Origin of the sequence: Leptospira sarikeiensis (assembly GCF_004769615.1) — a bacterium.
In the GTDB taxonomy this organism is placed as follows: domain Bacteria; phylum Spirochaetota; class Leptospiria; order Leptospirales; family Leptospiraceae; genus Leptospira_B; species Leptospira_B sarikeiensis.
On the sequence record NZ_RQGF01000025.1, the window covers coordinates 30,939 to 55,076 of the forward strand.

The following is a 24,138-nucleotide window of genomic DNA, read 5'->3' on the forward strand; positions in this document are numbered from 1 at the left end:
GATCCTCCTATTTTTCCACTTATGCTAATATTACGTTTTATGAAAGCGCTTCCGCGGGTTCTGCGGCCTGTGCTTGAGCGATCCTGAGTTCTCCTGCGATTACCGTAGGAACGGAAGAATGCACTTCTTCTAATGCAAGGACCGCGAAGTTTCTCGGTGGGAATTCCTTCGCTAAGAAATATGCGAATGGCATTCTCACTTCCCTATTGACCACATAGATCGGGAACCCTCTTCCTTCCTGGACTTTTCTATTCATCTCCGCTACGGATTCTAAAAGTCTTCTTTGGAAATCAGGAGGGAGCACCAAAATATCTCTTCCTTCCAAACGGTCTTGGGCGAGAGATTTGTTCAATCTGTCGAGAACCCTTCCCTCTACCACGATGACCTGGAGTTTTCCATCCACCATATAATCTTTTACGATCGTATTTGAAATTGCCTGCCTTACGAATTCCGTAAGAACATAAGGGTTCGGATACTTGCCCATCTTGTTTGCAACTGTTTCCAAGATCGGAACCAGATTGCGGATCCCCAAACCTTCTCGCAGAAGATTTTGAAGTACTTGCTGGAGCATTCCCAAATTCCCTGGTTTGTCCGCTTCCAATTCTTGAATAAGAGTTGGATATTGAGATCTGTAATGATCCAAAAGTTTTTTGACCTCTTCTCTTCCAAGTAAACTGGAGGCATGGGTCGCAAGTAATTCTCTTAAATAAGTGATGATGACTGTAGAAGAATCTACGACGATAAACCCTTTGGACTCAGCATCTCCCTTTGAATCAGCGGAGATCCATTTCGCAGTCCTTCCATAAGCAGGCTCCACGAAAGCTTCTCCTTCTATAGAAGAAAGATCTTGGCTTTCCGCAGAAGGCATCGCCATGAGTTTTTCCGGCCGAATTGTGCTGGAACCGACTTCTACTCCGTTGATTTTGATCGTAAATTGATCCGGAGGTATTTCCAAATTATCTAATATACGGATCGGAGGAATGACAATCCCACTCTCTCGAGCAAATTTCCCCCTTAGGTTGGAAATCTGATCCATAAGAGTTCCACCCTGAGCAGCATCCACCAATGGAACCAGATGATATCCGAATTCGATCTCGATCGGTTCGATCCTAAGTTCGTCGTAATAATCTCTAGGTTTGCGGTCTCCAACGGATTCTTTTTCCTTCTTCTCCAATACTTCCAATTGTTCCTGTACTGTTTTTTCGAGAGAATACGCTAAGTAAGCAAGTCCTCCAGAAAGAAGTAACATCGGGAAGAATGGAAGCCCAGGAATGAATGCGCCGAGTCCCATTGAGGCAGCGACTACATAAAGTACTTTAGAGTTTGCGAATAATTGTGTTTTGAACTGTTTTGCGAGATCACTTTCGGATCCAGAACGAGTAACAATGATACCAGTTGCAACTGTTGTTAGAAGAGCTGGGATCTGAGAAACGAGTCCGTCACCGATGGTGAATTTTCCGTAAGTTTCGATGGCGGAGATAAAAGATTCTCCTCGGATACTTGCTCCGATGATGACTCCACCGATGAGGTTGATTGCGGTGATGATGAGTCCGGCTCTCACGTCCCCTTGTACGAATTTACTCGCTCCATCCATGGAACCGTAAAAATCCACTTCCGCTTCTATCTTCTTTCTTCTTTTTCGAGCTTCCGCCTCGTTGATATTTCCTGTGGAAAGTTCCATATCGATTGCCATCTGTTTTCCAGGCAATGCGTCCAAAGTGAATCTTGCTGCAACTTCCGAGATACGGGTCGCACCTTTAGTGATCACGAGAACCTGAACGATCACTAAAATTAAGAAGATGATAAATCCGACTACATACTTACTTAAGCCGGATTCACTTCCTACGATAAAGGAACCGAAAGCGTCTATGATCGCACTGTTGACCGCAGGTCCTTTGGATAAAATCTGTCTAGTCGTAGATACGTTCAAAGCCAATCTATAGATTGTAGTGATCAAAAGTAAGCTCGGGAAAATCGAAAACTCAGAAGGCTCCTTAATGGATAAGGAAGTAAGAACGATGAGTAAACTCAAAGCCAAACTGAATAAGATCAGAATGTCCAGAATGAATCCAGGCAAAGGAACGACGAGCATTCCAACGATTGCAACTGCTCCTGCGCCCAGGATGAAGTCGGACTGTGTATACCATTTCTTATCCATAATATTCTCCTAGGCTTAAGAAGCGTTTCGGAATGCCCTCCGGAAAGATTCGAGTTTCGTGAAGATCACACTGAGTGCGGTATAGAATTTCGCAGGAACTTCCTGTCCAATCTCTACCTCATCGTATAAGGTCCTAGCCATAGGACGATCTTCTACAGTTACGATATTATTCGCTTTGGCGACTCGGATGATACGTAGCGCGAAATCATCTACACCTTTAGCGATCACGACAGGGGCTCTATGTTTTGTAGGTTTATATTCCAAAGCCACGGCAAAATGGGTCGGATTTGTAATGACCACATCCGCTTTAGGAACTTCGGCGAGCATCTTGCTTTTTTTGATCTGGTCTCTCGCCATCTGCCTTCTTCTGGCCTGGAGAGAAGGATCCCCGTCCTGTTCCTTCATTTCTCTTTTGGATTCGGAAGGAGTCATTTTTAGTGCTTCTTCGTATTCGTATCTTTGGAAGAAATAATCTCCCACACTGATCGCGAGTAAGAGTATTCCGACCACTACGAAAATTTTAAATGCAGTATAAGTAACAAGAGCAAGGGATTCTTCTAATCCCATATTCCCAAGCATCAGGATCTTGAAAAAATCCTTCTCAATCACGAAATAAGAAACCCAAGCGATTGCCGCGACTTTTACGAGAGACTTTCCTAAACTGAATAATGTCTGGCGATTCGGTAGGATCTTTTTGAAGTTCGGGCGGATCCTTCCGAAATTGAAAGCAAGAGCTCTAGGCGCGAATAAAAATCCTGTTTGGACTACATTCCCTACGATCGCTGCAACTACAGTAATCCCCATCAATGGAAGAAGAAGACCTGTTATATCCCAAAGTGCATTGTTCAAAAGTTCTGTGACAGTTTCCGAACTCACCACATTCGCAGAACGAATCCCGAAGAAATATTTTCGCAAAAGATAATAGGATCTCATGAAAAAATATTCTCCCATGAGATATAAAAGAACAATACCCGAAAGAAGAACGATCGCAGAGGCAACTTCCGGGCTTTTCGGAACATTTCCTTTTTCTCGTTCTTCTCTTCTTCTTCTTTCGCTGGCGGGTTGAGTACGTCCCTCGTCTTCCGCTGCGAATAATTGCAGATCGATCCGGAATGGAACTGCAGAATTTGAAACTGCCTTAACCTGTTGGAACTCAGGCTCGTTCTTAAAACGGAATTCACTTTGTAGGAATTCCAACAGTTTATCCAAAAGGATGATCATCAGTTCGGCCATCCTTTCAGCATAAGATTCATTTTTTCGAAAGAAAGTTGGAAGGCCCCATCCATCTGAGTGATCAAAAATGGAACGATCAAAATCATCACTACAAGACCGATCGCGATCTTGATCGGAAAGCTAAGCTGTAGTATATTCAACTGAGGAGCTGCCTTTCCCATCAGCGCTTCTGAAACGGTAACAAGAAATAGAACTCCCAAGATCGGAAGAGAGATCTTGAATGCGACTAAGAACATCGCACCGATCGCTTCTTCCATTGCCTTATATAAGCCGTCTTGGATCTCGGGAACCAATTTCAATACCTGAACTTTTTCGAAGGAATACACAAGACTTTCGAATAGAAAACGGTACGCTCCTAAAGAAAGAAATAGAAGCATACCTAACATATTCTTAAGAGTACTGATTACAGGAAGACTTGTCTGAGAGATCGGGTCCAAAATTTCAGCGTAACCGAAACCGAGTTGTACGTTAAAAAATTCTCCAGCCATCTGGAACGAAGAGAATACTAAGCTTACCATAAATCCCATTAGGATCCCGATCAAAACTTCTGCGATTGTCACGAGTCCGTAGTCAGTCATGTTCCCTGGGATTGGAGGGACAAAAGCCGCACTTACTGGAAAAAGGATTGTAGCGATCAAAAAACCTAAAGTCATTCTTTGAGGAAAAGAAATGGCGGCGTAGGAAAACACAGGAGCTACGGAGAGAAGCCCCACGATCCTTGCGAGGATCAAAAGAAAAACCTGAAAATTTCCTACAAAGAGTTCCATTTCTTACTCTAAAACTTCTCTATCATCAGAAAAAGATCTCTGGTATAATCCGTCATGGTTTGGAGCATCCATCCTGCAAAGACCACGATCACTGCAAAAATGGATAATAACTTCGGAACAAACGCGATCGTAGGCTCTTGAATAGAAGTCGTGGTCTGTAAAATACCGATCACCAACCCCACAACCATCGCAGTCAAAAGGATCGGAGAAGAAAGTTTGAGAGTCACAAAGAGTGCATCTCGAATGAGAGTGATTGCATCGACTTCCGTCATTTATAACTCCTTACGAGCTCGTAGACGATTAAATTCCAACCATCCACAAGTACAAATAAGATCAATTTAAACGGTAAACTCACCATCACTGGAGGAAGCATATTCAAGCCCATGGAGAGAAGTGCAGATGCAACTACAAGATCCACTACGATGAATGGAATGAAGATGATGATCCCGATCCAAAATGCCTTTTTGATCTCAGACAACATGAATGCTGGGATCAAAACGTAATTCGGAACATCGTCGAAGGACTCTACATTCTCTACTTTTCCGATCTTTAAGAACAGGGCCACATCCTTGGCACCAGTGGTCCCGATTTGACGCATCATAAACTCTCTAAGAGGGATCATAGACTTATCGAAAAACTCGTTCGTGTCTATCTTACCTTCCATATAAGGATTCAAACCTTTCTCATACACAGTATTCAAGGTAGGAGCCATGATGAAGAAGGTCATAAAGAGTGCGAGTCCCACCATCACTTGGTTCGGCGGAAGGTTTTGGATAGAAAGAGCTCTTCTTACAAAATCCAAAACGATTACGATCTTAGTAAAAGAAGTAAGAGACATCACGATCGCGGGAGCAAGAGAAAGGATGGTGACCAAAAACAAGATCATAAGAGAAAGACTTGTCTCTCTTGGGGTCTTGGCCTCGTTCACATTGATATTCAAATTCGGGATCGGGATCCGAGGAGCGTTCGCTTGTGCAAACATATCATCCGGCAAAGCCATAAAGACTAGGAGAAACAATAAGCTTCCCCCAAGTATCTTCCACATAACCTTATTATGTCTCATACTTGTTGAAGATCGATTCTCTGTCTGTAAAACAAGACCCTCTCCCACTTTCCCCCCTAGTTCAAATCGAATAATCCGTTTTCCAGATTATTCCTTTCCTTTTTGATCTCGTCCAACTTCTCTTTTAATTTTTTCTGTCTTTCTTTTCTTTCTTTCGGAGAAGAGCTGATCGTTTGTTCCTCTTCCTCTGACTTTCCAGTAATTCGAATATTCAAATCTTTTAATTGCTCCAGAACAGTGACCAAGAATCCGCCTTCAGGAGGCTGGAACTCGTCCTTCATTCTCTGAAGCCTTGCCTTAGTTTCAGTATCCGTAATTTCCGAGATCAGATTGATCCCGTTATCCGCAACACCTAAGACAAAAATTTGTCCGGTCACTTCTACAATTTGCAGTTGTTTATTGGTTCCCAATTGCAAACTGCTCAAGAGATTCATCTCTCCCCGAACAGGAAGAGCTCCTTCTCTGGACTTTGCCAAAGTCCTTAAGATCCAATACGCAGCACCGCAAAGTATTCCAAGAACAAGAACGATACGAAATAAAATACCAGCAAGACTAGGTCCGTCGGATACAGGCTTATATCTTTCTTCTACCGGATTCGGAGTAGGCTCGGTAGCGACTGCGGGCTTAGTAGTTTCCTTGGGAGAAGTCTCCTTAGAGTTAGGCTCTGCCGCTTTTTTTTCAGGAGTTCCTAACTCTCTTTTAAGAGCCTCATCCATTTGCTCTCTTTCGGAACCTTGAGAATACAAACCTTCGGCCATACCCGATAAAATACAAAAGACTCCGAACGCCAAGGCGAGGGAGCCGAATCGAGAAAAAAAAGAATGAAACGTTTGAATAAATCGGTTCATCCGCCTCCCGACTCCGGCTTGATCCGATCCGCCGGACTTACGATATCCGTCACACGCACACCGAAGTTTTCGTCGATGACCACGACCTCTCCTTTCGCGATCAACTTTCCGTTTACCAAAAGATCCACCGGCTCACCGGCCAATTTGTCCAACTCTATGATGGAACCTTCTCCCAAACCTAAGATATCTTTAATATACATCTTGGTTCTTCCGAGTTCCACAGTTACGGACATCTGAACGTCCATAAGAAGATTTAGGTTCGGAGTTCCTTGGGCACCGCTTGCGGTTGCCAAGTTCGGAAAGGAAACTCCTTTCATTCCGACCTGAGAAACTCCTCCGCCTCCGCCCATTCCGCCTTGGTAGCCACCGCCGCCATAATCTCCTCCCCCTCCTCCGGATCTTTTGGAAAGAGAGAGAATATCATTCGCCATGGATAAGGATAGAATGAACTGGACTCTGAAAGAAGGAAGACCTTCGATCGCTAGGTTGAAGAATGTTCTGATTAAAGGATCCCCTTCAGGTAAAACTAAGGCAGCAGGAGAAGTTACATGTCTTGTTTCCGCAGGAGAACCGTTGACTCCTCCGCCGGTTTTTGCAGCGATCTGGGATTGGAGAGCACCCATGATCGGAGTTAAACTATCTCTAAGAGTTTGGAGCTGTCCTTCGTCCAGTCCTCCCGAATCGAATCCACCCATCATCATATTTGCAATTCGAGCTGCATTATCTGCGCCCATAGCAAGCACGACCCGACCGTTCAGATTTCCTGAATAGGTAGAATATAATAAAAACGCGTTGGACTTTAATTCTGCTTCCACATCCTTCCGGGATTTTGCCTCGGAAGTTGGATTCATAAAATTAGAAGTTTTTGAAAGAATGGCTGCGAGAGTATTCCCTGCAGTCATGAAACAGTGAGAAAGGAAATCGGACAGAAGATCTCTATCCACCGGAGATAAACCGGCAGCTTCCTTGGATCCGCCTCCGGCCGCCATGCTGCTGCCTGGATCGAATGTGTCGTTGGCGCCTGCTAATAAGGCGTCTATTTCTTCCTGGGAAAGGGATCCTTCACCCATTTTGGGCACTCTCTCTTAGTTTTGGATTAGGAGACATAATAAAAAGAAATTTGTCGACCCTTTTTTTTCTTGCTTAGAAAAACGGAGGGGAAGAGCCGGGAGACTGACCTTTTTATTGGAGCCTATCCTGAATCAGAAGACAAGCTATTTTCTGCATCCTCCGGACTTCAGCAATCTGAGATATAGATTCTTCAGAGCTCAATGACAATGCTAACATATACAGATTTTTCGAAAGATGAGGCTAGATTTCTGCAAACCGATAAGCATCTGGCTGGATATACTAATATGGCATGGACATTATCCCAGAAGACAAAATAGAAAAAGAAGAACCCCAGTCCCAGCAATCCGAAACTGCAAAAGAAAGAAAAATCGAACCTAAACTTCCCGGAATCTATGATCCATGGCATATAGATTGATCGGGAGTAAATTCACCTCTGCGAGACGTCGAAGTTACTACACTTCACAATTATGCCCAGTTTCGGCGGCCTTCACGCACCTTCGCATAAGCCGCACCTCCCACCGACCGACGTTTTTCTCTCTTTTTTTTCACATTTTTGCATAGATTGAGCTTGACTGGCGATTCAAAGCATTGCATTTTACCAATCGGTAAATTAACTAAATGGTTAAATATGGCGTAGAATCTGAGCGGCTAAACAATACATTTGCTGCTTTAGCTGACCCCACAAGAAGGGAGATCCTTCTCTATTTGGTCTCCGGAGAAGCAACTGTTAAGGAATTGGCAGAACCTTTCAATATGAGCCTGCCTGGAATTTCCAAACACCTTAAGGTTTTGGAGAAAGCGGGGCTTATTGAGAGAGGCAAAGAAGCTCAGTGGAGACCTTGTAAGATCAGACCGGATGGTCTAAAAGAAGCCTCTGGTTGGCTCGATCATTATAAACATTTCTGGGAAGAAAGTTTCGATCGATTGGATGCATATCTGCGACAGATCCAAGCTGAGAACAAAAACCCGGAAGGACCGTAAAGGCAAATGTAACCTTTTACGATCCAAAAAGAAATATTATAAATATATAAAGTAAGGGACTTAGAATGTCTGAAAAGATAGAAAAAACACAAAAAGCCACTAAAAAAGAGTGGATCGGGCTCGCGGTAATCGCTCTGCCCTGCTTGCTATATGCGATGGATTTGACTGTCCTTTATCTGGCGGCTCCTCAACTTACTGCGGATCTGAATCCTACTCCTTCTCAACAATTATGGATCATGGATATCTACGGATTCCTCGTGGCCGGATTTCTGGTTATTATGGGAAATTTGGGAGATAAGATCGGAAGACGCAAACTTTTATTGTATGGAGCGGCGGCATTCGGAGTTGCATCTGTTCTTGCGGCATTCTCACCTAGTTCCGAAATTTTGATCTTAACTAGAGCGATTTTGGGGATCACCGCGGCTACATTGGCGCCATCTACCTTATCATTAATTCGTAATATGTTTTTAGATTCGGAAGAAAGGACAGTTGCAATAGGAATATGGGGAATGAGTTTCTCCTTAGGAGGCGCAATTGGGCCTCTCGTAGGAGGAGTTTTGTTGGAACATTTCTGGTGGGGCTCAGTATTCTTAATGAGTGTACCTGTCATGATCCTTCTTCTTTTAGTAGGGCCTAAACTACTTCCGGAATTCAAGGATCCGGATGCGGGTAAGATGGATATTCCAAGTGCGATCCTATCTTTGATCTCCGTTCTATCAATCATTTATGGATTAAAGCAAATCGCGGAGAATGGATGGGGAGCTATTCCTATCCTTACGATCTTTGCAGGATTAACTGTTGGAGCCGTGTTCATCAAAAGACAAACCACTTTGGCAGATCCTATGATAGATCTTCAGTTATTTAAACTTCCGGTTTTCACCGCGGCAGTCGTGGGAAACACTCTGACTATTTTTGTAGGGTTAGGAACTTTCTTATTCATTTCTCAATATCTGCAATTAGTATTAGGACTTTCTCCTTTGGAAGCAGGTCTCTGGACCCTTCCTGGAGCAGTAGGGAATATTGTGGGCTCACTCACGATTCCAATACTTGTTCGTAATATTAAGCCGTTATACGTAATGTTAGGTGGTCTTGTGCTACTCGCAATTGGAATGGGAATATATACTCAGATCAATAATGAAAACGGGATCTTACTCATTGTGATCGGATCTCTTATCATGTCTTTTGGTATTTGTACTGTAGTGATCTTAGGGACCGATATCATCGTAAGTTCCGCCCCTCCGGAGAGAGCTGGAGCTGCGGCCTCTATTTCAGAAACCGCTGCTGAGTTTGGCGGGGTTCTAGGGATTGCGGTTTTAGGAAGTATAGGTGTGGCGATCTTTAAGAGTAGGATCAATTCTCTTTCTTTACCGAACTTAACTCCGGAACAAGCGGAAAGTTCGAGAAACACTCTTGCTTCCGCTATTGCAGTTTCAAAAGAACTTCCGGAAGAAACGGGTAATATACTCATAAATACTGCCCGTGAAGCATTTAGCGATTCTTTACATTTCGTGTCTTGGATAAGTGTAGCGATCTGTATCGTTTTGGCCGGATTGATCTTCTCCATTCTCAGAAACAAAAAGAGCTCAGAACCGGAAAACGAAGAGAATATGGCCTTGGACCAAGCGGCTAGATAATTTTTTTAGAATATAAGGAAAATAAAATGAATTTTCAAGTTACAACAACTGAAACGGAAATTATAGGAATTAGGACCTTCGACGCGCCTAGGGAACTTGTTTGGGAAGTATGGACCGATCCGAAACAAGTCGCGATTTGGTGGGGACCGAACGGTTTTACGAATACGATCTATGAGATGGATGTAAAGCCTGGTGGAGTATGGAGATTTACCATGCATGGACCGGACGGAACCGATTACGCAAATCATATCCAATTCATTGAGGTAGTGAAATACGAAAAATTAGTCTATGATCATGGAGATGATTCTAACCCGAAACAATTCCATGTTACGGTACTTTTCGAAAAAGAAGGTTCCAAGACTAAGCTGACTATGACCTCCAAATTCCCTACCAAGGAAAACTTGGATCAAGTCAAGGGATATGCGATCGAAGGCCTCGGACAAACTCTGGAGCGCCTTCGTGAATTTGTAGAAAAGAAAGCTGTACATTAAGAATACTTAAAATTTGGAGAAAACCATGAATGAGACCGAATACAAAGATTTGCATATGACTCGGACCTTCGATGCACCAAGGGATCTAGTCTGGAAGGCATGGACGGATCCCAAATTATTGGCACAGTGGTGGGGACCTCACGGTTTCACGGCTCCGTATTGCGAATTAGAACTTCGTGTAGGAGGAAAATATCTAGTACATATGCAGGATCCCGAAGGAAACATTAATCCGATGAATGGTGTTATCCAAGAGATCAATCCTCCTGAAAAGTTAGTCTTACTAACCCAAATCTCTTTCGAAATGGATGGGAAAAGACCGGAGGCAAATATCCTCACCACGTTCCTTTTTATAGACAAAGGCTCTCAAACTGAGATCAAACTTGTTGCTCATCCGGTTAAAGTCGATCCGGAACTTGCAGATGCAATCAACGGAATGGAAGAAGGATGGAGCCAAACTTTCGAAAAACTCCAGGCATTATTCACTAAGTAATCGTGAATACAGAGTAAGAAGGAAATATAATCCGAACAAAAATAAATATAGGAAACTACAAATGAAAACAAACTGGCTGCAAATATTGGACTTTTGGATCATCATCTTCCCTCTTCGCAAAAGAAGGAAGTTTTGAACATATAAGTTCGAATGATCGATAAAAAGATCGTTCTGTCTATGATATAGGTCCCGTTCGGATCTAATGAAAGATCGAACGGGACTCCATCTGAAAATGTTTCAATCCACTGTTAACCTTCTACTCTATAAAACGATGCCAGACCTGAGACTGAATCTATCTAGAGAATTTAACGCACCTATAGGATTGGTATACAAGATGTGGACTGAACCGGAATATTTCAAACATTGGTGGGGCCCAAAAGGTTCCTCTCTTCCTTATTGCAAGATGGATGTGCAAGTAGGCGGATACTTTCATTATTGCCATCGACTAAGTTCCAAAGAAGAAATTTGGATCAAGGGAGTTTATAAAGAAATCGTTCCAAAACAAAGGATCGTTTTCACCAGTTACTTTTCAGATCCGGAAGGGAACAAAGTGGAAAGACTAGGCTTTCCTTTAGAAATGAAGATCACTGTACATTTTACAACAGAAGATCAAAACACAAAAATAGAGATAGAGCATGAGGGATTGAATATAGATCAGGGTGAATCCAAAGGCTGGAGAGAAGCATTGGATAGGCTTGCAGAGTTTTTACGCAGGCTCCAAGAAGACCCATAATCGGAATTTTTATATAAAGGATTTATAAATGAATTTAAAAATATTCGCAAACGAAAGTTTAAATGTAAAGGCGGATGTCGCGATATTGATCGCAAGGATCGTATGCGGCTATGCTTTTATTCTTCACGGATGGGGAAAGATCCAAGATCCGTTCCATTGGATGGGCCCTGAATCTTCTATGCCTGCTTTTTTCCAATTTTTAGGAGCACTCTCAGAATTTGGAGGAGGAATTGCTTGGGTCATTGGCCTTTTGACTAGGCTCGCATCTTTCGGGATCGTATGCACAATGATCGTAGCTGCCTACTTTCACTCTGTTATTTTGGGAGATTCTTTCGTGAACCTTACCGGTGGGAGATCCTTCGAATTAGCGGGAGTTTTTTTCACTGTTGCACTGGTTTTTCTGACAGTAGGTGCAGGAAGATTCTCTATCGACCAAAAAATCTTTGGAAGTAAATCCGAGTAAATTAGATCCTATCCCTAACGGGGCTTTTTTAGTCCGTTAGGGAAACAAGTGATCGATTATATCCGCAAAATTTTAGACGCAAGAGTATACGATGTCGCGGTCCATACCCCATTGGATCGGATGATCCGTATGAGCCAGAGACTAGGTTCTTCCGTATTCTTAAAAAGAGAGGACCTCCAACCGATCTTCTCCTTTAAGATCAGAGGAGCTTATAATCGAATTGCAAGACTCTCTTCCGCGGAGAAAAATTCGGGAGTCATCTGCGCTTCAGCGGGAAATCACGCGCAAGGTGTCGCTTTATCCGCTCAAAAATTAGGGATCAAATCCGTGATCGTAATGCCGGTCACTACTCCTTCCATAAAAATCGAGGCAGTAAAATATTTCGGAGCTGAGATCAAATTATTCGGGGACACTTTCGATGAAGCATATTCCCACGCGAGACAATTAGAAAAAGAAAATGGATATGTATTCATCCATCCTTACGACGATCCGGACGTGATCGCAGGTCAAGGAACAGTTGGATTAGAAATTTTACAACAGTATGCGGATCCGATCGAGGCAGTATTTATCCCGATCGGGGGCGGAGGATTGGCAGCAGGAGTCGCTTCTTATATTAAATTTTTAAGACCGGAAATTAAACTGATCGGAGTGGAACCTGCAGATGCGGCTTCCATGAAAGAAGCGATTGCAGCGGGCAAACGTGTAGTTTTGGACCGAGTAGGACTTTTTGCTGACGGGGTTGCAGTACGACAAGCCGGCGAAGAAACATTCCAAGTTTGTAAAGAACTGTTAGACGATGTACTCGTCTCAAGTACGGATGAAATATGTGCTGCGGTAAAAGATATATTCGAAGACATGAGAGTGATCGCAGAACCTGCAGGAGCACTTTCTCTCGCAGGTCTTAAATCTTATGCACTCAAAAATCCTAACAGGACAGGAGCCTTGATCGCTATCAATAGCGGAGCAAATATGAATTTTGATCGACTTCGCCATGTGGCTGAAAGAGCCGAGATAGGTGAAGCAAGAGAAATTTTACTTGGAGTCAGTATACCTGAAAAGCCTGGAAGTTATCTAAAATTCATCCAAACTTTGGGAAATAAGACTATTACAGAATTCAACTATAGATATGCTTCCGATAAAAAGGCCTACGTTTTTGTAGGATTAAAACTGAAGGATTCCTATTCCGAAAAGGAAAAAATCATCCAAGAACTAGAATCCTTAAACTACGAAGTTTTGGATATTAGCTCCAATGAAACTGCAAAACTTCATATTCGTTACATGGTAGGTGGAAGGGTCTCCGAATTAGCCGATGAAATTATTTTAAGATGTGAGTTTCCGGAAAGACCGGGAGCCCTACTGAAATTTTTGGAATCGGTAGGCACTAATTGGAATATTACACTATTCCATTATAGGAATCATGGAGCGGATTATGGAAGGGTTTTGGTCGGGTTTCAGGTTCCGGAAAAAGACAGGAACGGCTTTAGGGAAAAATTAAAAAGTTTAGGTTATCCCTACGAAGAAGAAACGGATAATCCTGCTTATAAGATGTTCTTACATAGCGCTTAAATAGATCAGGTATCCACCCTAAAATAGGCTTTTTTCACCATCTTTTGGACATCGTATCTTTGGCCCGGATCCTCTCCCAAACAGAAGAACATGATCCCATACATTACATTTTCCTTAAATATGGTAATATGTAATACGTGGAGATTACTTCCCTTGTCCTTGTAATAAACTCGGAAGGCAGGGCGACTCGCGACTTCCAATTCTCCGAATTCGATTATCCGTCCGTTTCCCTTTTTTATGGAATCTATGATACCGACCTGGAACTCACGATTTAGAGCTCCGTTATCTACAACTTCAGCCAATTCTTTGCGAGTGATCAAAACGCTTGCAGATTCATTATAATCTTTGGCAGCGAAGATCCCACCTGCAAAAGGTTCCATTGGGAACCAATCGAATGGAATGATAAGATTTAAGGGAGAATGCGGATCTTTCTTCTTTTCCGGAGAGAGAGAGGTAAATACGGAAAAAATGAGAACGACTAATACGATTCTATTAGAAAGTTTAAAGATCACCCTTTTATGTCCCCGTATTTCTCGCGCTCTTAATTAATTTCGGCTTCCGAAAGAGCATAATAAACGGGTTCAAATGTTAAAGATTGGATTTTTTCCATCCGAAAATCAGGGATCTCCCAGATCTCCGCTCTCCCCCTGCCAAAACAAACGAAGAGAATCGAAACTGTAAATCCCTGTATTATGGTAGTCACCCCAGACCAAATTTACCGCATATCTTCCGACTTTGGAAAAGGACAAAAGTTTGGCCTCTTTGATCCCGCCGGTAGTAGCTCCTACTTTACCGCCGTGACCTCCCTTACATACTACGCAGGGACACCTTTTCCTCAATTCCAGAAGTGAAAATTCGGAGACTACCCCGTCCTTCCATTCTATTTTTAGAATATTCTCGTCGAAACCGATGGTTTCAGGAGTAGTCGCTTTTAAACTTAAGCTCATATTATCTAGGAAGTTTTAAAACTTGCTTACGGAAGGTTCCGATCGGAGTTCCATAAGTCACCTTTTCGTTCAAAGGAAGCTCCGCGAAATCGAAAGTATCCCTTTCTAAGATCAGGATCACTGTGGAGCCCATCTCGAATCTTCCGAGTTCAGCCCCTTTTTCGATCATAATGGAAACATCCTTATAATCTTCTTCCTTAGTGGTTCTGATAAGAGTGTTTGTGATGATCTTTTTGTCATAAGTAACCCGGATCCTTCCTACATTGGAAGCTCCGACCTTGATGACTGCCATCAAACCGTATTCAGTTTGAAGGAAAGTGATCAATCTTTCATTCTTAGGAAATAGTCCTCTAATCCCGAAAACCGCAAGTTCGTTTACTGGGAATAGTTTTCCAGGTTCATAATAATATCCTAATATTCTTCCGTAAGCGGGAGAATGGATCCTATGATAATCCTGAGGAGAAAGATAGAATGTGATATATTTTCCGTTTTGGAACTTGGAAAGATATTTTTCTCCTCCCAAAAGTTCCTTCAAATTATAATCCACACCTTTCGCCTGTAAGATCACCTGGTCGTTGATATCTCCGAATCCTGTAATCCTTGCATCTACCGGAGAAACCGCCGCATTTTCTGCAGAATCGATGATCCTTGCACCCGCTTTTAACGCTCTCGTAAAGAATTGGTTCAAAGAATTGTATTCTTGGATCTCCAATTCAGCTTCGTTCACATTGATCTTATATGCCTTCGCAAAAGCTTTTAAGCTAGGGATCATAATGAATCTAGGCAAACGTAAGGAAGCAAGTAGTCCGAATAATAAGGACACTAAGTTTTTAGGAAGGATAGAAAGAAGTAGAAGATAAAAGTCCTTAAAGATCTCGTAATGCGCTCCGCCTTCCAAAAACTTCCTGAGCTCTCCTTGTGCAACTTTTGCTAAAAGGACCAAACTGATGAGCACTGGAACCGCGGTGATTAGGGCTAAACTATAACCGATCCCGAATACTTGTAGTAAAAACTCTTCTCCGAACTGAACGTACGCATAAGCGGCTCCCAATAAGGAAGCTATGAATAAGATACGATACGCGTTTGCGAATTTTTCTCCGAATATATATCTCGCGTTCTGTTCTCCGGTATAAAACCAACCTGATATCGCAACTATATAAAAAACCAAGAAAGATAAGAATAACGCAAGTCTTGCCGAATCAGTCGGGCCATTCACCAGAACGGAAAGGAAATTTTTTACGGATTCAAGATCATGAACTCCGAAAGAGAAAAGTGCATAGATCACAAGTGTGGAAATTACGAATCCTTCGAAAAAGGTCGCGAGCATACTTACGATCCCTTGTTTCGCGGCGGAATCCGTACGAACTACTCCTGCCACTCCCGCACTTTTTCCGATCCCAGTTTCTGTAGAAAGGAAGAACATTCCTGTCCCAGTACTGAAGATCCGAGCTAGGGAAAATCCTCCTCCAAAAAGTAAGGAGAAAGGTTGCATTGCGTCTTTAAATACTAATCCTAAAAATTCGTAAAAATTCCCGAGATGCTCTCTAAATAAAAGTGCATAACTTAAAAAGAACAAAACAAGTCCGATCGGAGCGAGATATGAAGAAACCTTTCCGATCCTTCTAATCCCGCCTAATACAACAAAGACGACGATGATCGAAACCAAGAATGGAATCGTCATGCCTTGTATGTCTAAACCGTTTTGAGCAAGGAAGGAAGCTCCTAAGATCGGTATCGCACTTCCCATGGAAAGTACTGTCAAAAGGCATGCCAAAGAGAAAGCGATCGCAAGCCATCTTGCTCTTAACGCTTTTTCGATAAAATACATAGGTCCGGAAAGATATCTACCGCTTTCCAATTTGATCCTGAAGCGGATCGCAAGTGTGGAAGACACAAACCGAAGTGGCATGATAAGAAAGCTAGTGAACCAAATCCAAAACAATACTCCAGGACCTGCAAGTACTAGAGCAAGTGCGGAACCGAGTACCGCTCCCGGAAGTAAAGAAGAACCGGTCCCGGCTAAAAATGCCTGTGAATGGACCAGACGACCTCGGGAACCCTTGTAATCCATGTTCCCTGAAAAAATTTTAATCGCGAGGAAAAGAAACCGAACCTGTGGGAACTTCAATCGAATGGTAAGATACAATCCGATAAAAACCAAAAAGTAAAAATATGGTTTTAAAAGATCCAAATCTAAGAACGGAAATAATTTAGTCGTCAGCATCCCTGATCCACTTTCCTTAAAATAAAGGCTTTTAGAATTCTACCCCCGGAAAAATCTGCTAGCATGCCGGGTTCCAACACAGTTTTCACGCATACAGTCCTAAAACCACTCCTTTTTGAAAAGCAGTCGGTTGTGAGGGCTCGAAAGCTAAGCTTCTATTCTATTTTATTTGTAGGACTTCTTACAAGTCTTACGGCTATCTCTGCAGAGGAACCTGCGGTAAATCCTCCGAAACTAAAAGAATTACCTGAAAATAAGGCCCCGGAAACTCCGGATACCTGGGAATTCGGCGCCAGATTCGGTTTTGGAATGAGAGGGCCGAATAGATTCGATCAGAATTTAAATGGTTTTAGTTCCAACCTGGACCCAAGAGTAGCGAGCCAAACGAAACAAGAGAACACTCGAGGAAGTTTCCAAGGAGAATTTCTGGCAAGGACTAGGTTGAGCGAAGGTTTTAAGATTGGAATGATCGGCGGATATAGATATTACGACCCGTTCAGTCTTAGAAATATCACTTCGGAACCGTTTGTCACACAGCTAAACTTTCAAATGGAAAGTTTCTATCTTTTAGGAATGGTTTGGCAAGAAGGAAGATTCAATCGATATTTTCGTTGGGAAGCAGGCCTTGGGCTCGGGGTCACAAGAGCATTATGGGTCACAAAAGGATACGCAACCGATGGAAAAGAATATTACGAACAGAACGGAAATCTAAAAGGAAGCGGGTTGGAGTTCCGACTAGAAGGATCTCTCATTCACCCGATCAACGAAAGAGTTAGTTTAAGTTTCGGGACCTATCTTTCCTGGGTCAATATTACTTCTTTCGATGGTTCGTTTAACGGAGACACTGCGAGTTTCTATGTTCGTCAAGACGGAAGAGTATCTCCTCTGACAGAATCCGCAAACCAAGACAATATTTTATTATCTAATCAATATTCCAGAAAATTAGATATGCAGTCCGCATACGGCGGACTGTTTTTTGGCGTGAACTATAAATTCTAATCGGCTATTTCGCCGCTGGAAGGATCAGATCCGGATGTTTAGGAGAATTGATATATTTCTCCTCCGTAACCCTTTCTTTCATCTTCTTTAAAGTTTCATAAGGTATATCCACTACCACTATATTTGCGATCGAAGTCGGAATACTTCCTCCTGGTTCACTATGGACTTGATAGGTGACTTCTACCTCATCCCCTACTTGCACAAATCTCCAATAACCTTTGATCGATCCTCTTACGATTCCCTTCTTTTCCGGAACAATGCTCGCAACAGGTCTCATTGTGTAAGTGACCGCACCTGTAGTCTTGTCCTGATTGAAGACTGAATGGATCACAAAGTCACGATCATCCAAGGGCCAAGGAACTCCGTTTAAAATATAAATATATTTTTCTTTTGTATTTAGGACTTTGACTGCTTCCGCCTTTTTACAATCCTTCAACCAAGTCACGTAATTCGGATTATCTTCCATAAGAGCGATAACAGTGCTCAAGTTTGCTTTTAACTTGGCCTTTCCTCTAAACTCTTTTAATTCAGAACCTTCTACACTTCTTGTATGTACAGTGATCCCGTTTTTCTCCTTTTCTAGTTCCCAGGCGAAAATACTCGCAGGAAGGAATAATAAAAGAAGAAGAGAACTTATCTTTTTCATAAGCTTTCACCCTAACCGTATTCTATTTTATTTGGATTTCTTAATTGAAATCGAAACAAATCCTATACTCCGATGAAATAACCGATCAACCGGAAAAAACAAATTTCCGAAGTTTTCCGATCTTAATGAATGGTTTTCTAAACGGTTGTTCAGTCTATATCCAGAGAACTTGGTTCTCTTTTATACTTTAGTGGCTTTTGAAGATATTTGATCAGAAGTACTTTATTTCCTTTCTCGTTAAATTTTACCACGTCAAAAACTTTACGAGTCATCATGATCCCTCTACCATGAGTATAACTTTCCTCGTTTAATTTTTCTCCGTCCAAATTTAAGATCTTTTTCAGGTCGAATCCGTCCCCTTCATCCTCTATTTCAAAACCGATCCTTTTGGAATTTAAAGAATAAGCTACCTTCACGTTCCTTGCCCCGTAAAAAGCTTCTCTTTGCCTTTTTTGGATGAACTCCATATAATTTCCGGCTCTCATAGATTCTGTTTTTTCGTCAAAACTGATTCCTAGATTCCCGTGCTCTATCGCATTGATCAAAACTTCTCGTAAACAGGTTCGGATCGCAGTGATCACTTCTGAACCTGCAAACTGACTCAGATTAGAGGTAAGTTGCCTACTTAGTATATCCGCATTCCTTAGATAATTATTTACCGTAAAATGCATACTCTCAGAGATCAAAAATCTAGAAAGAATGTCTTCGGAAATTTCAGAAACTTTACCGAGCACCTTTCTTCCGGCCTCGCTCTCAAAAGACTGCAGACGTATTTTTACAGGTTTGGGCTCCATTACATATTTCTGTTTGAACTCAGAATGGAATTCTAAAGTTTTTCTGGTCCGTAAATGTTCTTCTAATTTTTCCTTAGCGAGTAGGAATACGATGGATTCTTCCTGGCCTTCCAAATAATAGATCAGATCTAAAAAATTTTTCCCTTCTACCTCGGAAGGTTTATAACCTGTTAATCTAGAAAGAGTACGATTTGCATCCTTGATGCTTCCCTCTTGATCTAATGTAAGGAGAAGTTCTTCTGCACCTTCGAATAAATTCCTAAATCTTAATTCGGATTGTTCGATAGATTGTTTTGCCTCGTTCAAATCCCCCACTTTGGAAGAGAGATCTTTAGAGAGATCGTTTACTCTGTCCGCTAAGGCAAGAGCAAGAAGAAGAATATGCAATGCAGTCCCAAGTTCCACTCCCCAATAAGCAATTGAGATCGTATGAGGGATAAAACCTGAAAATCTAAGAATAAAAACGAAAGCTCCTAAAATCAAAGACAACCAGGCGCCTAAAAAGAATAAAGCAGGTCGTAAATTCCTGGAAAATCCTTGGAATCCCAAATACAAGATGGCGGCTAAAGTAATTGTGGATAAGAAAACATATAATCCCAAAACCAACGGGAAAGGGAAAAAATATCCGACCAAAATAAGCGCATAAGATAAAATTGATATTCCTTTTAGGATCCGATTTGCTCCCGGATATAATTTAGGAGCATCAAAATAAAGTCGGATAAAATCTGCCGTGGTTCCTGCGATCAAAAATGCAAGAGAATTTACTACATGACTTGCCCAGCTTACGGAATTGGGCCAGAAAAACTGAAACGAATAACCGTGCAAAGACCATTGGATAAGAACTCCCGAACTCACGTATGCAAAAAATGCAAGATAGGTCTTTTCCTTTGTAGATAAGAATAAAAATAAATTGTAAAGAGCCATTACAAGCAAGGAACCGAAATAGATCCCGAGAAGTATTTGTTCATTCGTGATATTTGCAAAAAAGTCCGGGGACTTATACGCAAACGCAGCGAAATTCATCGAACTATATGTATGAACTCTAATATAGATTATATCTTTTCCGTGGGGAGAAAGTTCCAAAGGAAAACTTGGAAATCTATATTGGATAGGTCTTTCCCCGAAGGGTATACGATCTCCACCTTTAAAGAGTACTTTATCACCCTGGGAGGCTAAAAATAATTCCGCCTTATCTAATTGGCTATAATGGATCTCAAGTATCCAGGAAACTTTCTCGTTAGATCCATTTTCTACAGGGACCCTGAACCAATGTTCATTCTTAGAATAACCGAGAGAGCCGGATGTAAGTGGATAAAACTCTTTTTTTTGGGCATTTGCAAAGGATGTTTCCCCTTCTTCATCTTCCCAAACTTCAGTATAAGGAACGAGAGAAATCCCATCCTTTGGTAAAGAAGAAGGATCAAATGCAAAAATAGAGCCGGAATCGAATAGGATAAAAATGGAGAGAGAAAGTTTCCAAAAAACTCTCTTGGAGAGAATATTCTGAATGTATAAAAACAGTTTCACTCTTTCTAAAAACCGGAGGGAAAACTTTGACCGTACCTGATCAGCAAGCAAGTCAAAATTCTCCTTCCGGAGACTAAACGAAAATTTTAGGCTTTCTTCGTTTTGGATGCAGCGTCCTTGATCAAACCTGCTGCGATCTCGTTTCTTTGGATCTGACTTGTTCCCTCGTAGATCTGTAGGATCTTCGCATCTCTGTAAAATTTTTCCACAGGATATTCTTTCGTATAACCATATCCCCCGAAAATTTGTACAGCGTCGGATGCGACCTGAACTGCAGAGTCGGAAGCGTAACATTTTGCCATCGCGGAAAATTTTGCAGCGTCCTTATGGAAAGACTCAGCATAAACTCCCGCTTTATAAGTTAGAAGTCTGGAACCTTCTATCTTGATGGCCATATCAGCAAGCATATGTTGGATCGCTTGAAAAGAAGCGATCGTAGTTCCGAATTGTTCTCTTTCTCTTGCATATTCTATTGCGGCATCGAATGCTCCCTGCATAAGACCGACTGCTCCCGCAGCAACAGCAGGTCTAGATAGGATCAAAGTTTTGAATGCATGAAGAAATCCCATATTCTCTTTTCCACCTAAAAGATTTTCTTCCGGGATCTCACAGTCTTCCATGATCAATTGTCTTGTTTCAGAACATCTGATCCCTAGTTTGTCTTCCTTCTTCCCGAAGGAAAATCCCTTGGTACCTTTTTCTATGATGAAACAGGAAATTCCTCTTGGGCCTCTTCCTTTATCCGTCATCGCAAATACTGTATAGATATCAGCTTGGCTTGCACTACTGATCCATTGTTTGGTCCCGTTTAAAATATAACGGTCCCCTTTTTTCGTAGCAGTAGTTGCCATTGCAGGCACATCGGATCCTGCTCCAGGTTCGGATAGACCGAATGCGGCTGTTTTTTCTCCACTCGCAAGAAGAGGTAACCATTTATCTTTTTGAGCCTTGGTTCCTCCTACATCGATCGGAAGAGCTCCTAATTTGGTAGAAGTGAATGCAGTGTTTACGCCTAAACATCCCCAGGAAACTTCTTCTGCGAGAACGATCCCTCCCATCATACCATAACCTAAACCGCCATGCTCTTCATCGAACAGAGCCTGATATAATCCGGCTTCTTTAAATTTTTGTAAAATAGCTTTCGGATACTCGTTGTTTTCGTCGTAATGCATCCGGTTTGGAACGACTTCTTTTCTTACTACGTCCCTTACCAGATCCCTAAGTTGTTGTAATTCCTCGGGTAAATCAAATTGCAGCGGTAAACTCAAAGACTGCCTCCTTTAACCTTTCTTTTTCAATTTCAGATAAGATTCCAGGGCAATCTTTGTAAAAACGGATCGATTGATCAAGCGAAGCTTTCTATGATCCTAAGAAGGAAATGAATAGTTTGCCACACGAACTAAAACTTTCGGTTCTTATTTCGGAACGCTCCAGACCAACAATAGTAAAAGAGCAAATTTGAGGATTTCCCATTTTTCCATTTTGGATCTTCCGCTCCACACTAGTCCCAAACTCAAGAAAGCAAATAGAAACCAAACTCCGAAGCCATAATATAAACCTAAAGAAAGTTTTCCTAGTTTCAAAAGTTTTAATAGATATACTGAGAATGCTGCAAGCAAAACGAATTGTAAGACCCCATATACCTTTCTAGAAATAGAGATATTCGGATCATACTTTGTATAGCGGCCACGATCTATTTCCGGGATCTTCTTCTCACCTCCCAAAGAATTCGGTCTCCAATCCGGTTTTTTAATTAAGATGAGAAGTTTATCCTTCCAACCAGGAGTAGTCTTAAGCAGATCCCATAAAGAAAGATATACATGTAGATTTGCCCAGATCGGATTGAATGTAGGAAGAGGCTCCGTCAATCCGTAGATCGGTTCCTTCTTCTCCTCCGCGTACGTTCCGAACCAACGATCCCAGAGAATGAAGATCCCTCCATGATTTTTATCCAAATACTCTGGATCTCTTCCATGATGGACCCTATGGTGAGAAGGAGTAAGTAAAACTTTTTCCATCCAGCCCAATTTTCCAATCAGACGAGTATGGACCCAGAACTGATAAATTTTCAGGATCCCATGACAGATAAAGAACATCCACCATGGAATTCCTAAAAGAGCCAAGGGAAGATTGAATGCGTATTCAAAAACCCTCTGAAACATGGATTGCCTCAATGCGACCGTGAGATTAAACTCTTCGCTCGAATGATGGGTAACATGGCATGCCCAAAGAAAATGGATCTCATGAGTAGCGCGATGGAACCAATAATAGATAAAGTCCACAGCCACGAGAACAAAGATCCACCCAAGAAACGGATTTAAATGAAATTCCCAACCTGAAACGGTTTTTTCCAAAGGGGAAGAGGAAGGAAATTCTCCTAGATGAAATACTGTTTGAACGGAATAGTATATTCTGATTTTTTCATATAGAAAAATCGCAGAAAGAGTTACCGCAACTCCAGTAAAAGTATATAAGATCCCTGTCGCCAAATTGGAAACCGAGTCGTTCCATCTATAAATGGATTTTCTTCTTCCCCAAAGGAATTCTACCAAGGCCAAACCCAAAAAAAAGGGAACAGCCTTGTCTAAAATCGTTTCTTGCATATTCCAACTCTCTAATTCACTGTATTTAAAAATTTAGCCAATTTTCGCACGAGAAATCTAGGAGTGATCCTGACAGATTGTGCCATCACCTTATTCGCAACTCCTGAGATGACTACAGTCCTTCCGGATTTTACTCCTTGGTAACCGATCTTAGCCACATCGGCCGCTTCTAATTTCGGAACGAGTCCGCTATTTAAGATCGCAGATTTATCCATTTCCGCACGTTTGAAAAATTCCGTTTTGGTTGGTCCTGGACAAAGACAGGTCACAGTGACTCCATCTTTACGAACTTCTTCCGCTAAACCTTCGGAGAAGAATAATACATATGCTTTGGACGCATAATAATTCGTCATCATCGGTCCTGGTTGGAATGCAGCAGTAGATGCGACATTTAAAATTTTTCCAGCGTGCCTTTCTCTCATATCCTTCAAGAAAAGATGGGTCAACTCCACAAGTGAAGTCACATTGACTTGGATGAGATCCAATTCTTCTTTCAAATCTAAACTGTGAAATTTTCCGTTGGTCCCAAATCCCGCGTTATTTACTAAAAGATCCACAAGAGCCTTTTTCTTCTTCGCAAAATCGTAGATCTTTTTTGGAGATTTAGGATCGGATAGATCTGCAGAGAGAACTTCTACATTCGCACCTAAACTTTCCATTTCCTTTTTTACTGAGTTCAAGGTCTTGGTATTTCTTGCCACAAGTATAAGATCGTATCCGTCTTTAGCAGCGAGTTTGGAGATTTCATAACCGATACCTACGGTTGCGCCAGTGATCAGTGCAGTTTTTTTCATGATTCCTAATGTTTCCTTATGAAGAGTAAAGATTCTATTTTTAGGATGCCAATTCTAGATCGGGTTTTCGTTTCCGGAAAGTAGAAAATGAAAAAACTGAAAAAGA

At 41.9% G+C, this 24,138-nt stretch carries 24 protein-coding genes; 9 read left to right on the forward strand and 15 right to left on the reverse strand.

The genetic code is table 11. From position 1 onward, the window contains the following. Positions 1 to 37: 37 nt before the first annotated feature. From EHQ64_RS09345 to fliN, 7 genes are read right to left on the reverse strand one after another with little or no spacing between them, the layout of a single operon-like run. Positions 38 to 2,158 (reverse strand): flagellar biosynthesis protein FlhA, encoded by a 2,121-nt coding sequence (locus tag EHQ64_RS09345; RefSeq protein WP_135649221.1) that lies wholly within the window; start codon positions 2,156 to 2,158, stop codon positions 38 to 40. Between the two features lie 15 nt (positions 2,159 to 2,173). After that, a complete protein-coding gene (locus EHQ64_RS09350; RefSeq protein WP_425460408.1) occupies positions 2,174 to 3,379 on the reverse strand; it encodes an EscU/YscU/HrcU family type III secretion system export apparatus switch protein in 1,206 nt (401 codons plus the stop codon). Continuing rightward, complete coding sequence (gene fliR, locus EHQ64_RS09355; RefSeq protein WP_135649223.1) at positions 3,379 to 4,158, reverse strand: flagellar biosynthetic protein FliR; 780 nt, start codon at positions 4,156 to 4,158, stop codon at positions 3,379 to 3,381. Before fliR ends, EHQ64_RS09350 begins: the two co-directional genes overlap by 1 nt. Positions 4,159 to 4,166: 8 nt before the next feature. Beyond that, complete coding sequence (gene fliQ, locus EHQ64_RS09360; protein WP_135649224.1) at positions 4,167 to 4,430, reverse strand: flagellar biosynthesis protein FliQ; 264 nt, start codon at positions 4,428 to 4,430, stop codon at positions 4,167 to 4,169. After that, positions 4,427 to 5,221, reverse strand: coding sequence for a flagellar type III secretion system pore protein FliP (gene fliP / locus EHQ64_RS09365; protein WP_210410837.1), 795 nt, complete (start codon positions 5,219 to 5,221; stop codon positions 4,427 to 4,429). Before fliP ends, fliQ begins: the two co-directional genes overlap by 4 nt. Positions 5,222 to 5,277: 56 nt before the next feature. Beyond that, complete coding sequence (gene fliO / locus EHQ64_RS09370; protein ID WP_135649225.1) at positions 5,278 to 6,069, reverse strand: flagellar biosynthetic protein FliO; 792 nt, start codon at positions 6,067 to 6,069, stop codon at positions 5,278 to 5,280. Continuing rightward, complete coding sequence (fliN, locus tag EHQ64_RS09375) at positions 6,066 to 7,139, reverse strand: flagellar motor switch protein FliN (RefSeq protein WP_135649226.1); 1,074 nt, start codon at positions 7,137 to 7,139, stop codon at positions 6,066 to 6,068. Before fliN ends, fliO begins: the two co-directional genes overlap by 4 nt. 290 nt (positions 7,140 to 7,429) lie before the next feature. On the opposite strand from fliN, the gene EHQ64_RS20475 reads away from it, so the two are divergent. The 8 genes from EHQ64_RS20475 to ilvA all read left to right on the forward strand — a co-directional run bounded on the left by EHQ64_RS20475 (position 7,430) and on the right by ilvA (position 13,498). Next, positions 7,430 to 7,555, forward strand: coding sequence for a hypothetical protein (locus EHQ64_RS20475; RefSeq protein WP_281275526.1), 126 nt, complete (start codon positions 7,430 to 7,432; stop codon positions 7,553 to 7,555). A gap of 203 nt (positions 7,556 to 7,758) precedes the next feature. Further along, positions 7,759 to 8,121: an ArsR/SmtB family transcription factor gene (locus EHQ64_RS09380; RefSeq protein WP_135649227.1), complete on the forward strand. Its 363-nt coding sequence runs from the start codon at positions 7,759 to 7,761 to the stop codon at positions 8,119 to 8,121. 65 nt (positions 8,122 to 8,186) lie between these two features. Further along, positions 8,187 to 9,755 carry an MFS transporter gene (locus EHQ64_RS09385; RefSeq protein ID WP_135649228.1) on the forward strand — a complete coding sequence of 523 codons (1,569 nt, stop codon included), beginning with the start codon at positions 8,187 to 8,189 and terminating at the stop codon, positions 9,753 to 9,755. 26 nt (positions 9,756 to 9,781) lie between these two features. Next, on the forward strand, positions 9,782 to 10,246 hold the full coding sequence (locus EHQ64_RS09390) for an SRPBCC family protein (protein WP_135649229.1): 465 nt from the start codon (positions 9,782 to 9,784) through the stop codon (positions 10,244 to 10,246). A gap of 25 nt (positions 10,247 to 10,271) precedes the next feature. Beyond that, the gene (locus EHQ64_RS09395; RefSeq protein ID WP_135649230.1) at positions 10,272 to 10,736 is read left to right on the forward strand and encodes an SRPBCC family protein; all 465 of its coding nucleotides are present in this window, start codon (positions 10,272 to 10,274) and stop codon (positions 10,734 to 10,736) included. Positions 10,737 to 10,938: 202 nt separating this feature from the next. Further along, positions 10,939 to 11,469 carry an SRPBCC family protein gene (locus EHQ64_RS09400; protein WP_135649231.1) on the forward strand — a complete coding sequence of 177 codons (531 nt, stop codon included), beginning with the start codon at positions 10,939 to 10,941 and terminating at the stop codon, positions 11,467 to 11,469. A gap of 28 nt (positions 11,470 to 11,497) precedes the next feature. Then, on the forward strand, positions 11,498 to 11,932 hold the full coding sequence (locus EHQ64_RS09405; protein ID WP_135649232.1) for a DoxX family protein: 435 nt from the start codon (positions 11,498 to 11,500) through the stop codon (positions 11,930 to 11,932). 48 nt (positions 11,933 to 11,980) lie between these two features. Then, entirely contained in the window at positions 11,981 to 13,498 is a 1,518-nt protein-coding gene (gene ilvA, locus EHQ64_RS09410; RefSeq protein WP_135649233.1) for a threonine ammonia-lyase, biosynthetic, read from the forward strand. A 5-nt stretch (positions 13,499 to 13,503) separates the two neighbouring features. Here ilvA and EHQ64_RS09415 read toward each other — a convergent pair whose 3' ends face one another. The 3 genes from EHQ64_RS09415 to asd all read right to left on the reverse strand — a co-directional run bounded on the left by EHQ64_RS09415 (position 13,504) and on the right by asd (position 16,669). Beyond that, entirely contained in the window at positions 13,504 to 14,010 is a 507-nt protein-coding gene (locus EHQ64_RS09415; RefSeq protein ID WP_210410838.1) for a hypothetical protein, read from the reverse strand. Positions 14,011 to 14,115: 105 nt separating this feature from the next. After that, positions 14,116 to 14,445: a DUF971 domain-containing protein gene (locus EHQ64_RS09420; RefSeq protein ID WP_135649234.1), complete on the reverse strand. Its 330-nt coding sequence runs from the start codon at positions 14,443 to 14,445 to the stop codon at positions 14,116 to 14,118. A gap of 1 nt (position 14,446) precedes the next feature. Then, a complete protein-coding gene (gene asd, locus EHQ64_RS09425) occupies positions 14,447 to 16,669 on the reverse strand; it encodes an archaetidylserine decarboxylase (RefSeq protein ID WP_135649235.1) in 2,223 nt (740 codons plus the stop codon). A gap of 63 nt (positions 16,670 to 16,732) precedes the next feature. Between asd and EHQ64_RS09430 the strand changes: the two genes are divergently transcribed. Further along, the gene (locus tag EHQ64_RS09430; protein ID WP_210410839.1) at positions 16,733 to 17,668 is read left to right on the forward strand and encodes an LIC_11366 family protein; all 936 of its coding nucleotides are present in this window, start codon (positions 16,733 to 16,735) and stop codon (positions 17,666 to 17,668) included. Between the two features lie 4 nt (positions 17,669 to 17,672). Here the strand turns inward: EHQ64_RS09430 and EHQ64_RS09435 are convergent, their stop codons facing one another. The 5 genes from EHQ64_RS09435 to EHQ64_RS09455 all read right to left on the reverse strand — a co-directional run bounded on the left by EHQ64_RS09435 (position 17,673) and on the right by EHQ64_RS09455 (position 24,032). Beyond that, positions 17,673 to 18,314 carry an START domain-containing protein gene (locus EHQ64_RS09435; RefSeq protein ID WP_135649236.1) on the reverse strand — a complete coding sequence of 214 codons (642 nt, stop codon included), beginning with the start codon at positions 18,312 to 18,314 and terminating at the stop codon, positions 17,673 to 17,675. Positions 18,315 to 18,463: 149 nt separating this feature from the next. Then, positions 18,464 to 20,635 (reverse strand): 7TM diverse intracellular signaling domain-containing protein, encoded by a 2,172-nt coding sequence (locus EHQ64_RS09440; protein ID WP_135649237.1) that lies wholly within the window; start codon positions 20,633 to 20,635, stop codon positions 18,464 to 18,466. 86 nt (positions 20,636 to 20,721) lie between these two features. Next, positions 20,722 to 21,903 (reverse strand): acyl-CoA dehydrogenase family protein, encoded by a 1,182-nt coding sequence (locus EHQ64_RS09445; RefSeq protein WP_135649238.1) that lies wholly within the window; start codon positions 21,901 to 21,903, stop codon positions 20,722 to 20,724. A 147-nt stretch (positions 21,904 to 22,050) separates the two neighbouring features. Then, positions 22,051 to 23,238, reverse strand: a complete 1,188-nt coding sequence (locus EHQ64_RS09450; protein WP_135649239.1) for a sterol desaturase family protein — start codon at positions 23,236 to 23,238, stop codon at positions 22,051 to 22,053. Positions 23,239 to 23,249: 11 nt separating this feature from the next. After that, positions 23,250 to 24,032 carry an SDR family NAD(P)-dependent oxidoreductase gene (locus tag EHQ64_RS09455; RefSeq protein ID WP_135649240.1) on the reverse strand — a complete coding sequence of 261 codons (783 nt, stop codon included), beginning with the start codon at positions 24,030 to 24,032 and terminating at the stop codon, positions 23,250 to 23,252. Between the last annotated feature and the right edge of the window lie 106 nt (positions 24,033 to 24,138).